Genomic DNA, 13,146 nt, shown 5'->3' with positions numbered 1-13,146 from the left:
ACTATCGGCCGTGCCGACTCAACCACTGCTCAGCCAGCAATCGCGCTTTCGCGTCCGCCGTAAATACGGCGTCGAGGTCGTGCAGCGCCACTACCGGCTCCAGATTCAAGACTTCCTCGATGATACTCGCGATTTCCAGGTAGCGAACCCGTCCGTCGAGAAACGCCGCCACGGCCACTTCATTGGCCGCGTTGAGCATCGCCGGCGCGCTGTCGCCAGCTTCGGCCGCCTGACGGGCCAAACGCAGGCAGGGGAAGCGGCTTTCATCGGGCGCCTCAAAATCCAGTCGCGCAATGGCGAACAGATCCAGTGGCGGTACGCCGGAATCGATACGCTCCGGCCAGGCCAGGGCGTTGGCGATCGGTGTGCGCATGTCCGGATTACCCAACTGCGCCAGGACCGAGCCATCGACGTAATCGACCAGAGAGTGGATCACGCTTTGCGGATGAATCACCACTTCGACCTGAGCCGGCCTGGCATCGAACAACCAGCAGGCTTCGATCAGTTCCAGACCCTTGTTCATCATGCTTGCCGAATCCACGGAGATCTTGCGCCCCATGGACCAGTTCGGATGCGCGCACGCCTGTTCAGGCGAAACATCTGCCAGCTCGGCCATCGGCGTCTGCCGGAAAGGCCCGCCAGAGGCCGTCAGCAAGATCCGCCGCACCCCCACCGAGCTCAAGCCGCGGGCGAAATCCGCGGGCATGCACTGAAAAATCGCGTTGTGCTCGCTGTCGATCGGCAGCAGCACCGAACCGCTTTTGCGCACGGCCTGCATGAACAGAGCGCCGGACATGACCAGCGCTTCCTTGTTGGCCAGCAGAATCTTCTTGCCCGCCTCGACCGCCGCCAGTGTCGGACGCAAACCCGCCGCACCGACAATGGCCGCCATGACCGCATCAACTTCGGGCGCGGAGGCAACCTGACACAGCCCCTCCTCCCCTACCAGCACACGAGTCGGCAAACCGGCTGCACGCAAGTCATCCTGCAACCCACGCGCTGCGGCCACTTCAGGCACTACGGCAAATTGCGGTACATGGCGCACGCACAAGGCGAACAACTCACTGAGGCGAGTGAAACCACTCAATGCAAAAACCTGATAACGCTCAGGATGACGCGCAATCACATCCAGGGTGCTCAGACCGATCGAACCGGTCGCACCCAACACGGTAATCTGCTGGGGACGACTCACGGTGCGGCCATCCAGAGCAATACGGCGAACACCGGAATGGCTGCGGTCAGGCTGTCGATGCGATCCAGCACGCCACCATGCCCGGGCAGCAGATTACTGCTGTCCTTGATGCCGGACTGGCGCTTGAACATGCTTTCGGTAAGGTCACCGACCACGGAAATGAAGACGATCACTGCCGCGCCGACCAAGCCTTTGAGCAGTTCGGCCACGGTCCAGTCGCGCACCAGCCCGACGATCGCGGTAATCACCAGACTCAGCGCCAGACCACCGTAAACACCTTCCCAGCTCTTGCCCGGACTGACCTGCGGCGCCAGCTTGCGCTTGCCGAACTTGCGTCCGGAGAAATAAGCGCCGATGTCCGCGCCCCAGACCAACACCATCACCGCCATGATCAACCAGTTACCCAGCGGGTACTGCTTGATCTGCACCAGACCCTGCCACGCAGGCAGCAGGATCAGCAGGCCGATCAGCAGCTTGGTTGCCGCCGTGGACCAGTGCGCGCTGGAGCGTGGATACGTCAGCACCAGATAAGTCGCAATCGCCCACCAGATCACCGATGCACCGAGCACCCAAGGCGCAAGGCCTGGCAGCACATACATGACAAACAACATCAAGGCGACCACAGCGGCAAAGCCGACGCGGAACGACTGTGCGGTGAAGCCGGCCAGACGCGCCCATTCCCAGGCACCGAGGCTCACCACCAGGCCAATGAACAGCGCGAAGCCGGCACCTTTGAGCAGGAAAAACCCGCACAAGGCAATCGGCAGCAGGATCAGTGCAGTGATGATTCGTTGTTTAAGCATTAAACCCGGGCTCCAGCTTCGACCTGCTCGCTCGTTTTACCGAAGCGACGCTGGCGTGAAGCGAAATCGGCCAGCGCGGTGCGCATGGCGTCGTGTTTGAAGTCCGGCCAGAACAGGTCGGAAAAGTACAGCTCGGCGTAGGCCAGCTGCCACAGCAGGAAGTTGCTGATGCGATGCTCGCCACCGGTACGGATGCACAGGTCAGGCAACGGCAGATCGCCGGTCGCCAGACAGGTCTGCAGCAGATCCGGGGTAATGTCCTCCGGGCGCAAGTGCCCGGCCTGGACTTCACGCGCCAGACGCTGCGCGGCCTGAGCGATATCCCACTGACCGCCATAGTTGGCGGCGATCTGCAGGACAAAGCGGTTGGCACCGACCGTCATGGCCTCGGCCTCGCGCATCGCCGCCTGAAGCTCAGGGTGGAAGCGCGAGCGATCGCCAATGATGCGCAGGCTGATGTTGTTGTCGTTGAGACGCTTGGCCTCACGACGCAGCGCCTTGAAGAACAGATCCATCAAGGCACTGACTTCATCGGCCGGGCGCTGCCAGTTTTCACTGGAGAAGGCGAACAGGGTCAGGACTTCGACCTTGGCCTCAGCGCACACCTCGATCACCGCCCGCACAGCATCCACGCCCGCTTTATGCCCGGCGACACCCGGCATAAAGCGTTTTTTCGCCCAGCGATTATTGCCATCCATGATGATCGCGACATGGCGCGGCACCGCGGACGGCGCAGTCTGCTTGGTCTTGTCCATTTAAAGCTCGACCCTTATACGGCCATCAGGTCTTTTTCTTTCTCGTCCGTGGCCTTGGTGATCTGGGCCTCGGATTCTTTGGTCAGCTTATCGATATCAGCGATGGCACGACGTTCTTCGTCTTCGCTGATTTCCTTGTCCTTGACCAGTTTCTTCAGCTCGCCCAAGGCATCACGACGGATGTTGCGCACAGCAACGCGCGCGTCTTCCGCTGCGCTGCGCGCCTGCTTGGTGAAACCTTTGCGCGTTTCCTCGGTGAGGGCCGGCATCGGGATCAGCAGCAACTCGCCCAGGTTGGTCGGGTTGAGGTTCAGCCCAGCGCTCTGGATCGCCTTGTCGACGGCAGCGAGCATGTTGCGCTCGAAGGCCACGACCTGCAGGGTGCGCGAATCTTTCACGGTGACGTTGGCAACGCCGCTCAGCGGAGTGTCAGTGCCGTAGTAAGGCACCATGACGCTGCCGAGGATGCTCGGGTGAGCCTTGCCGGTACGAATCTGGCCGAACGCGTGGTTCAGAGATTCCAGGGATTTCTGCATACGCGCTTGGGCGTCTTTCTTGATTTCGTTGATCATTGTTGGCCTTCCTCGATCAAAGTCCCTTCAGCGCCGCCGTGCACGATGTTCAGCAGGGCGCCGGGCTTGTTCATGTTGAATACGCGCAGCGGCATCTTGTGATCGCGGCACAGGCAGATGGCAGTCAGATCCATTACGCCCAGCTTGCGATCCAGTACTTCATCATAAGTCAGATGATCGAACTTCTCGGCATGCGGGTCTTTGAACGGGTCTGCGGTGTACACGCCATCAACCTTGGTGGCCTTGAGCACAACGTCGGCGTCGATTTCGATTGCACGCAGGCAGGCTGCCGAATCCGTGGTGAAGAACGGATTGCCGGTACCGGCCGCGAAGATCACGACGTCTTTGGAGTTCAGGTGGCGCATGGCTTTGCGGCGATCGTAATGATCGGTCACACCGACCATGGAGATGGCGGACATGACGATGGCCGAGATATTGGCACGTTCCAGCGCATCGCGCATGGCCAAGGCGTTCATCACAGTGGCCAGCATGCCCATGTGGTCGCCCGTGACCCGATCCATCCCGGCCTTGCTCAGGGCTTCGCCACGGAACAGGTTGCCACCGCCGATGACCAGACCGACCTGGACGCCGATGCCGACCAGCTGGCCGACTTCCAGCGCCATGCGATCCAGTACCTTCGGATCGATCCCGAACTCTTCCGAGCCCATCAGGGCCTCGCCGCTAAGCTTGAGTAGAATGCGTTTATAGCGAGCCTGATAACCACTGCCCTGCTGAGCCATTGCGAATCTCTCCTGCGGCGTATTTAAAATTCTTTGCGAGCTGTTTACAGCTGGCGTTCACTCTAGCTTGGCGCTGCTGCAGCGCCATCGGAACATGGCTTTGTAAGTCAGTTCCGGGTGGAAACCAAATAAAAAATTGGTACCCCATCTGAAAAGAGGCTGCGCGCGTTAGCGGGCAGCCTCTTTCGGGCGACAGTTGAAAAACCGTCTTATTGCTTGGCGGCAGCCAGCTGGGCAGCAACTTCTTCAGCGAAGTTGTCGACCGGCTTCTCGATGCCTTCGCCTACTTTGAAGTAAGTGAAGGAAACGATTTCAGCGCCGGCTTTCTTGGCCAGCTCGCCAACCTTGACTTCAGGGTTCTTGACGAACGCCTGCTCGACCAGGCTCGCTTCTGCCAGGAACTTGCTGATACGGCCTTTGACCATGTTCTCAACAATGTTTTCTGGCTTGCCTTTGATCTTTTCTTCGTTCAGCTGCAGGAACACAGCTTTCTCACGCTCGATCGCTTCGTCGGAGACTTGCGAAGGCAGCAGGAACTCAGGGTTGCTTGCAGCAACGTGCATAGCGATGTCTTTGGCCAGCTCGACGTCACCGCCTTTCAGGACAACAGCAACACCGATCTTGTTACCGTGCAGGTAGGTGCCGACAACGTCACCTTCTACGCGTACCAGACGACGGATGTTGACGTTCTCGCCGACTTTGGCAACCAGCGCTTCACGAGCCGTTTCCTGAGCGGCGATCAGCGGAGCTGCGTCGGTCAGTTTTTCGTCGAAAGCTTTTTCTACGCTGGCAGCAACGAAGTTCTTGAAATCGTCTTGCAGGGCCAGGAAGTCGGTCTGCGAGTTGACTTCCAGCAGCACGGCTGCCTTGTCATTCGATTTGATGGCGATTGCGCCTTCAGCGGCAACGTTGCCAGCTTTTTTCGCAGCCTTGATGGCGCCCGAAGCACGCATGTCATCAATGGCTTTTTCGATGTCGCCGTCAGCCTTTTCCAGGGCTTTCTTGCAATCCATCATGCCTTCGCCGGTACGCTCGCGCAGTTCTTTGACCAACGCTGCAGTAATTGCTGCCATTTTCAAATTCCTCTTGGATAGGTTTTCAACCATTCCACCCGATCGAACGGGCGTTCAATTCTTCCCGAACCACCCATGTTGGCTGCCGCACATGACAAATACAGACGTGGGCGCCGACAAATGGTTTTCGAGGTGGCAAAAAGGGGGCCAAGCCCCCTTTTTGCTTACTGAGTCAACGCCAGGGGCGTCGATTACTCAGCTGCAGCCTGAGTTTCTTCAGCTGCGAATTCAACAGTACCGCCAGCAACGTTGTTGCGACCGCGGATAACTGCGTCAGCCATCGAACCCATGTACAGCTGGATAGCGCGGATGGCGTCATCGTTGCCTGGGATGATGTAGTCAACGCCTTCCGGGCTGCTGTTGGTATCGACAACACCGATGACCGGGATGCCCAGCTTGTTGGCTTCGGTGATCGCGATGCGCTCGTGGTCAACGTCGATCACGAACAGTGCGTCTGGCAGACCGCCCATGTCCTTGATGCCGCCCAGCGAACGATCCAGCTTCTCAAGATCACGGGAGCGCATCAGCGCTTCTTTCTTGGTCAGCTTGGCGAAAGTACCGTCTTCGGCTTGAACTTCAAGGTCACGCAGACGCTTGATGGAAGCACGAATGGTCTTGAAGTTGGTCAGCATGCCGCCCAGCCAGCGGTGATCGACGTACGGCGAACCGCAACGTGCTGCTTCTTCAGCAACGATCTTGCCAGCGGAACGCTTGGTGCCGACGAACAGAATCTTGTTTTTGCCCTGGGCCAGACGCTCTACGAAAGTCAGAGCTTCGTTGAACATTGGCAGGGTTTTTTCAAGGTTGATGATGTGAATCTTGTTACGCGCGCCGAAAATGTACTTACCCATTTTCGGATTCCAGTAACGGGTTTGGTGACCGAAGTGCACACCGGCCTTCAGCATATCGCGCATGTTGACTTGGGACATGATAGTTCCTTGATAAGTCGGGTTTGGCCTCCACGTATCCCAATGACCAACCAGAGGCATAAAGCCCAAGGCACCCAGGTCATCGTGTCGACACGTGTGTGGATTTAAGCTTTTCGGGGCATCCCCGGAAAGCGGCGCATTTTATACCACAGGGTGCGCAGAAACGGAACCCGGAATCTGTATTCGCACCAGTGACATGGGCGCAGCCCCCTTGGAATCGGCTCGATGGGCACCATTTTATAGACACAAGCCAGACATGCAGGCGCGGATTTGCGCCTCCCGTCTGGTAGAATCGCGTTTTTCAGGGTCGCAAAATGTACGCTTGCCACCCAATTCGTATCCGTAAGCGCCGCCGAGCGCAGAGAGAGCCTGTATGACCGTCAACCTCAAAACCCCCGAGGACATCGCTGGCATGCGTGTCGCCGGCAAACTGGCCGCCGATGTGCTGGAAATGATTGCCGAACATGTCAAACCGGGCGTGACCACTGATCAGCTCAACCAGATCTGCCATGACTACATCGTCAACGTGCAGCAGGCCATCCCTGCCCCGCTCAACTACAAGGGCTACCCGAAGTCGATCTGCACTTCGATCAACCATGTGGTCTGCCACGGCATTCCGAATGACAAGCCGCTGAAAAACGGCGACACCCTGAACATCGACGTCACAGTGATCAAGGACGGCTACCACGGCGACACCAGCCGCATGTTCCACGTCGGCGAAGTGCCGGTCTGGGCCGAGCGCCTGTCGCAGGTCACTCAGGAATGCATGTACAAGGCCATCGAGATCGTCAAACCTGGCTGCCGCCTCGGCGACATCGGTGAAGTGATCCAGAAGCACGCGGAAAAGAACGGTTTCTCGGTGGTGCGCGAGTTCTGCGGCCACGGCATCGGCAAGGTCTTCCACGAAGAGCCGCAGATCCTGCACTACGGTCGCGCCGGCACTGGCATGGAACTGAAGGCAGGCATGACCTTCACCATCGAGCCGATGATCAACCAGGGCAAGGCCGACACCAAGGTTCTCGGCGACGGCTGGACCGCGATTACCAAGGACCGCAAGCTCTCGGCACAGTGGGAACACACCCTGCTGGTCACCGACACCGGCTACGAGATTTTCACTTTGCGCAGCGATGACACCATCGCGCGCATCTCGGCCTGACACCCAGAACGCTCCCAGCCTATAGAAGGAAAGCCAATCGATGCCGCAGGTGGATCCCGAACTCTTCGACCGCGGCCAGTTCCAGGCTGAACTGGCCCTCAAAGCGAGTCCCATCGCGGCGTTCAAGAAGGCGATCCGCCAGGCTCGCGAGGTCCTTGACACGCGTTTTCGCAATGGCCGCGACATCCGCCGGCTGATCGAAGACCGCGCCTGGTTTGTCGACAACATCCTGCAAAAGGCCTGGGAGCAGTTCAACTGGAGCGAAGACGCCGACATCGCTCTGGTGGCAGTGGGCGGCTACGGCCGCGGCGAGCTGCATCCCTATTCCGACATTGATCTGCTGATCCTGCTCGACAGCGCTGACCACGAAGTTTTCCGCGACTCCATCGAGCGTTTTCTTACGCTTCTGTGGGACATCGGCCTGGAAGTCGGCCAGAGCGTGCGCTCCGTCGACGAGTGCGCCGAAGAAGCCCGCGCCGACCTGACCGTGGTCACCAATCTGATGGAAAGCCGCACCATCTGCGGCCCCGAGCGTTTGCGCCAGCGCATGCTCGACGTCACCAGCACCGCGCACATGTGGCCGGCCAAGGAGTTCTTCCTGGCCAAGCGAGCCGAGCAGAAGGCTCGTCATCACAAATACAACGACACCGAATACAACCTCGAACCGAACGTCAAAGGCTCGCCCGGCGGCCTGCGCGATATTCAGACAATCCTCTGGGTCGCCCGCAGACAGTACGGCACCCTGAACCTGCGCGCCCTCGCCGGCGAAGGTTTTCTGGTCGAAAGCGAAAATGCCCTGCTCGCCTCCTCCCAGGAGTTTCTGTGGAAAGTGCGCTACGCGCTGCACATGCTCGCCGGCCGTTCCGAAGACCGCTTGCTGTTCGATCATCAACGCACCATTGCCGGCCTGCTCGGCTTTGAAGGAGACGACGCCAAACAGGCAGTCGAAAACTTCATGCAGCAGTATTTCCGCACCGTGATGAGCATCGCCCAACTGAGCGATCTGATCATCCAGCACTTCGAGGAAGTCATCCTCGCCCCGGAAGACGAAGCGCCGCCGCAACCGATCAATTCGCGCTTCCAGTTGCATGACGGTTACATCGAAGCGCGCAATGACAACGTGTTCCGCCGCACGCCGTTCGCCATGCTGGAGATTTTCGTGCTGATGGCCCAGCAGCCGGAAATCAAAGGCGTGCGCGCCGACACCATTCGTCTGCTGCGCGAACATCGTCATCTGATCGATGACAACTTCCGTAACGATATCCGCAACACCAGCCTGTTCATCGAGCTGTTCAAGTGCAAGATCGGCATCCATCGCAATCTGCGGCGAATGAACCGCTACGGCATTCTCGGCCGTTATCTGCCAGAGTTCGGCTTTATCGTCGGGCAGATGCAGCACGACCTGTTCCACATCTATACGGTCGATGCGCACACGCTGAACCTGATCAAGCACCTGCGCAAACTGCAGTACACCCAGGTCTCGGAGAAATTTCCGCTGGCCGCCAAGCTCATGGCCAAGTTGCCCAAACCTGAGCTGATCTACATGGCCGGCCTGTACCACGACATCGGCAAGGGCCGGCATGGCGATCACTCGGAGATTGGCGCGGTCGATGCCGAGGCGTTCTGCCAGCGCCATCAGTTGCCGGTGTGGGACAGCCGCCTGATCGTCTGGCTGGTGCAGAACCACCTGGTGATGTCCACCACTGCGCAGCGCAAGGATCTGTCCGACCCGCAGGTGATCCACGATTTCGCCCAGGCGGTCGGCGACGAAACGCGCCTCGACTACCTCTACGTGCTGACCGTGGCCGATATCAACGCGACCAACCCGACGCTGTGGAACTCATGGCGCGCCAGTCTGCTGCGCCAGCTCTATACGGAGACCAAACGAGCCCTGCGCCGGGGTCTGGAAAATCCGGTGGATCGCGAAGAGCAGATCCGCCAGACGCAGAGCGCCGCGCTGGACATTCTGGTGCGCGGCGGCACCGACCCGGACGACGTCGAGCAGCTGTGGGCGCAATTGGGCGATGACTATTTCCTGCGCCACACCGCCGGCGACGTCGCCTGGCACAGCGATGCGATCCTGCAGCAACCGGTCGATGGCGGGCCTCTGGTGCTGATCAAGGAAACCACCCAGCGCGAGTTCGAGGGCGGCACGCAGATCTTCATTTATGCACCGGACCAGCACGACTTCTTCGCCGTGACCGTGGCGGCGATGGACCAGCTCAACCTGAACATTCACGACGCCCGGGTCATCACCTCGAGCAGCCAGTTCACTCTCGACACCTACATCGTGCTCGACAACGAAGGCGAATCGATCGGCGACAACCCGGCGCGGATCAAGCAGATCCGCGAAGGCCTGACCGAAGCGCTGCGCAACCCGGACGACTACCCAACGATCATCCAGCGCCGTGTGCCGCGCCAGCTCAAACACTTCGCCTTCGCCCCGCAAGTAACGATCCACAACGACGCCCAACGTCCAGTGACCGTGCTGGAGCTGACCGCGCCTGACCGGCCGGGCCTGCTGGCGCGGGTCGGAGGGATTTTCCTCGAGTTCGACCTGTCGCTGCAGAACGCCAAGATTGCGACCCTGGGCGAGCGCGTGGAAGACGTGTTCTTCATCACCGACGCGCACAACCAGCCGCTGTCCGATCCGCTGCTGTGCAGCCGTCTGCAGGATGCGATCGTCGAACAACTGAGCGTCAATCAGGAACCGGATATCAAACTTTCGCGGATCAGTATCTGAATCACCCGTTTATCCCTGTGAATGCAGCCCATGTTTTCCTCCGGTACATACAATCCCCTGTGGCGAGGGGATTTATCCCCGTTCGGCTGCGAAGCAGTCGTAAAACCTGTGTATGCGGACATTCAGTTGAACCGCAGTGATGGTTTTGGGGCCGCTGCGCAGCCCAACGGGGATAAAGCCCCTCGCCACAGAAAGCTCTTGAGCATTTAAAAGAGGCCCCAATGAACAACGCTCTGAACCAGCTCCAGCCGTACCCGTTCGAAAAGCTCCGCGCCCTGCTCGGCAGCGTTACGCCGAACCCGGACAAACGCCCGATCGCCCTGTCGATCGGCGAGCCGAAACACCGTTCGCCGAGTTTTGTCGCCGAAGCGCTGGCGAACAATCTGGATCAGATGGCGGTGTACCCGACCACCCTCGGTATCCCGGCCCTGCGCGAAGCCATAGCTGGCTGGTGCGAGCGTCGTTTTGGTGTGCCGAACGGCTGGATCGATCCGGCGCGCAACGTGCTGCCGGTCAACGGCACCCGTGAAGCGCTGTTCGCCTTCACCCAGACCGTGGTCAACCGTGGCGACGATGCGCTGGTGGTCAGCCCGAACCCGTTCTATCAGATCTACGAAGGCGCGGCGTTTCTCGCCGGGGCCAAGCCGCATTACCTGCCGTGCCTCGATGAAAACGGCTTCAACCCGGACTTCGACGCCGTTTCGCCAGACATCTGGCAGCGCTGCCAGATCCTGTTCCTGTGCTCGCCGGGCAACCCGACCGGCGCGCTGATTCCGGTTGAGACCCTGAAGAAGCTGATCGCCTTGGCTGATCAGTACGACTTCGTGATTGCCGCCGACGAGTGCTACAGCGAACTGTACTTCGACGAGCAAACCCCACCGCCGGGCCTGCTCAGCGCCTGCGTCGAACTGGGCCGCAATGACTTCAAGCGCTGCGTGGTCTTTCACAGCCTGTCCAAGCGCTCCAACCTGCCAGGCCTGCGTTCAGGCTTCGTTGCCGGCGATGCCGACATCCTCAAAGGCTTCCTGCTCTATCGCACTTACCACGGCTGCGCGATGCCGGTGCAGACTCAACTGGCCAGCGTTGCCGCGTGGAATGACGAAGTGCATGTGCGCGCCAACCGTGCGCTGTATCGCGAGAAGTTCGATGCGGTGCTGAACATCCTCAGCCCGGTGCTGGACGTACAGCGTCCGGATGGCAGCTTCTATCTGTGGCCGAATGTGCAGGGCGATGATGCGGCGTTCTGCCGCGATCTGTTCGAGCAGGAACACGTGACCGTGGTGCCGGGCTCGTATCTGTCTCGCGATGTCGATGGCGTCAATCCTGGCGCCGGCCGTGTGCGTATGGCACTGGTTGCGCCACTGGCAGAATGCGTCGAAGCCGCCGAACGGATTCGTGACTTCATCACCCGCCAGAAGTGATCACGGAGCGCTTGCGGCAGCCCCCTGCTGCAAGCGCTCAAGCGGCTATTTGACCTGGCCCAGATTGGCCTCGCTCAAGTCCAGTTCGCCGAGCACTTCTCGCAACACGTCATCACCGATCTGGTGCTGACGACTGAGGCTGTAGAGTTCCAGGCGTTGCGCGCGCAGCGCTTTCAAACGCAGGCGACGCTCAAGCAGATCCATCTGGAATGCCAGCGCCTGAGCCTCGGCAGAATCATTGAACACATCAAGTTGATGGCGATATTCGGACATGATCCGCGCCTTGAGCTCCGCCGCCAGCGCTGCTTGAGCGGCATCCTGTGGGACGACTTCTTCGGTTTCCAGCGAGTGAATCGCCGCTTCGGCCGTCTTGCGCCAGGCGTCGCGCACTTCCTGACGACGCTTGTCGTCGGGACTTTTGTCGATGCCGCGCAGCAGCAAGGGCAGCGCGATACAGGCCGAGATCAGCGACAGCAGAATCACCCCGGCAGCAATGAAGATCAGCAAGTCACGCTCAGGAAAAGCCTCGGCGCCGATCAGCATCGGCACCGACATCACGCCCGCCAGCGTCACCGCCCCGCGCACACCACCCACCGTCAGCAACCAGCATGAACGCGCCGTCGGCACTTGGGTCAGCTCGCCCTTGCCGCGCACTCGGCGCAGTAACACCGACAAGCGCCAGATGCTTTGCACCCAGATGAAGCGCAGCAGCACCAGCGCGACGAAAATCGCCAATACATCGAGGCAGCGATAGAACAACGTCGGCCACAGCGTCGGCTCATGGCTGACCACGGCCTTGATGATGTCTGGCAATTGCAGGCCAAGCAGCAGGAAGATCAAGCCATTGAACGCAAATTCGAGCAGCGCCCAGACGCTGCGATTAAGCAATCGCGTGCTGGTCTGGCGCGGCAGCAGGTCGAGCCAGCTTTGCATCATCCCCGCCGCCACCGCCGAGAGAATCCCTGAAGCGCCCAAACGTTCGGCCAGTACATAAGCGGCGAACGGCAGCAGCAACATGAACACCACGTGAGTGGCCGGATCGTCCCAGCCCCGGGCGATCATCCACGCGCGCAGGCGTCCGACCAGCCAGCTCAACGCCACACCGACCGCCAGCCCACCGAGCGCCACCGCGACGAAGGTCAGACTGGCATTGGTCAACGAGAACACCCCCGTGACCGCTGCAGCGAGGGCGAATTTGAAGGTCACCAGGCCTGAGGCGTCATTCATCAGCGCCTCGCCCTGGAGGATGTGCATCAGCGGCGTCGGGAGACGGTTCTGCGAAATCGCTGAAACCGCTACGGCGTCCGTCGGTGACAAAACCGCTGCAAGGGCGAAGGCCACCGGCAGCGGAATCGTCGGCAACAGCCAATGAATGAAATAGCCGGCACCGACCACGGTGAACAGAACAAGGCCGACGGCCAGGGTCAGGATCGGTCCGCGCAATTGCCAGAAGGCGCGTTTGGGCATGCGCCAGCCATCGGAAAACAACAACGGCGGCAGGAACAGAAACAGGAACAATTCCGGGTCGAGGGCGACGTGCAGCCCCAGGGTCGGCCAGGCGAGCAAGGCACCGGCGGCGATTTGCACCAGCGGCAATGGCAGCGGGATAACCCGCCCGACCAAGCGCGAGACGCTGACCAGCATCAGCAGGATCAGGACGGTGTAAGCAGTTTGCATAAAACGAAAATCTCAGGCGATCGACAGCGTTGAACTGCCATATTAGCGCCTTAGGCTGTGGCTGACCGTTGCACCTATGTCGCAC

11 protein-coding genes are annotated in these 13,146 nt (G+C 60.0%); 3 read left to right on the top strand and 8 right to left on the bottom strand.

Annotated elements, in window-relative coordinates; translation table 11 throughout:
* Position 1 precedes the first annotated feature (1 nt).
* From ispC to rpsB, 7 genes are all read right to left on the bottom strand, one after another.
* Positions 2-1,192 (bottom strand): 1-deoxy-D-xylulose-5-phosphate reductoisomerase, encoded by a 1,191-nt coding sequence (gene ispC, locus AB4N85_RS00695; protein ID WP_252868872.1) that lies wholly within the window; start codon positions 1,190-1,192, stop codon positions 2-4.
* On the bottom strand, positions 1,189-1,995 hold the full coding sequence (locus AB4N85_RS00690) for a phosphatidate cytidylyltransferase (RefSeq protein WP_073476058.1): 807 nt from the start codon (positions 1,993-1,995) through the stop codon (positions 1,189-1,191). The genes ispC and AB4N85_RS00690 overlap by 4 nt, the downstream gene beginning before the upstream one ends.
* A complete protein-coding gene (gene uppS / locus AB4N85_RS00685) occupies positions 1,995-2,750 on the bottom strand; it encodes a polyprenyl diphosphate synthase (RefSeq protein ID WP_016771475.1) in 756 nt (251 codons plus the stop codon). The genes AB4N85_RS00690 and uppS overlap by 1 nt, the downstream gene beginning before the upstream one ends.
* Positions 2,751-2,764: 14 nt before the next feature.
* Positions 2,765-3,322 (bottom strand): ribosome recycling factor, encoded by a 558-nt coding sequence (frr, locus tag AB4N85_RS00680; RefSeq protein WP_007954771.1) that lies wholly within the window; start codon positions 3,320-3,322, stop codon positions 2,765-2,767.
* Entirely contained in the window at positions 3,319-4,062 is a 744-nt protein-coding gene (gene pyrH, locus AB4N85_RS00675; RefSeq protein WP_003222124.1) for a UMP kinase, read from the bottom strand. The genes frr and pyrH overlap by 4 nt, the downstream gene beginning before the upstream one ends.
* Before the next feature lie 209 nt (positions 4,063-4,271).
* Positions 4,272-5,135 (bottom strand): translation elongation factor Ts, encoded by an 864-nt coding sequence (tsf, locus tag AB4N85_RS00670; protein ID WP_095180487.1) that lies wholly within the window; start codon positions 5,133-5,135, stop codon positions 4,272-4,274.
* Positions 5,136-5,326: 191 nt separating this feature from the next.
* Positions 5,327-6,064, bottom strand: a complete 738-nt coding sequence (rpsB, locus tag AB4N85_RS00665; RefSeq protein WP_003222119.1) for a 30S ribosomal protein S2 — start codon at positions 6,062-6,064, stop codon at positions 5,327-5,329.
* A 373-nt stretch (positions 6,065-6,437) separates the two neighbouring features.
* Between rpsB and map the strand changes: the two genes are divergently transcribed.
* The 3 genes from map to dapC all read left to right on the top strand — a co-directional run bounded on the left by map (position 6,438) and on the right by dapC (position 11,384).
* Positions 6,438-7,220: a type I methionyl aminopeptidase gene (gene map, locus AB4N85_RS00660; protein ID WP_056783207.1), complete on the top strand. Its 783-nt coding sequence runs from the start codon at positions 6,438-6,440 to the stop codon at positions 7,218-7,220.
* Positions 7,221-7,260: 40 nt separating this feature from the next.
* Positions 7,261-9,963: a [protein-PII] uridylyltransferase gene (locus AB4N85_RS00655; RefSeq protein ID WP_016771478.1), complete on the top strand. Its 2,703-nt coding sequence runs from the start codon at positions 7,261-7,263 to the stop codon at positions 9,961-9,963.
* Between the two features lie 221 nt (positions 9,964-10,184).
* Positions 10,185-11,384, top strand: coding sequence for a succinyldiaminopimelate transaminase (dapC, locus tag AB4N85_RS00650; protein WP_252868871.1), 1,200 nt, complete (start codon positions 10,185-10,187; stop codon positions 11,382-11,384).
* Between the two features lie 45 nt (positions 11,385-11,429).
* Here the strand turns inward: dapC and AB4N85_RS00645 are convergent, their stop codons facing one another.
* Positions 11,430-13,061 carry a Na+/H+ antiporter gene (locus AB4N85_RS00645; protein WP_252868870.1) on the bottom strand — a complete coding sequence of 544 codons (1,632 nt, stop codon included), beginning with the start codon at positions 13,059-13,061 and terminating at the stop codon, positions 11,430-11,432.
* Positions 13,062-13,146 lie beyond the last annotated feature (85 nt).

The sequence above is a fragment of the Pseudomonas sp. H1_G08 genome (assembly GCF_054681355.1).
Note: the sequence above shows the minus strand (reverse complement) of the source record. Positions and strands in the feature narration are given on the sequence as shown.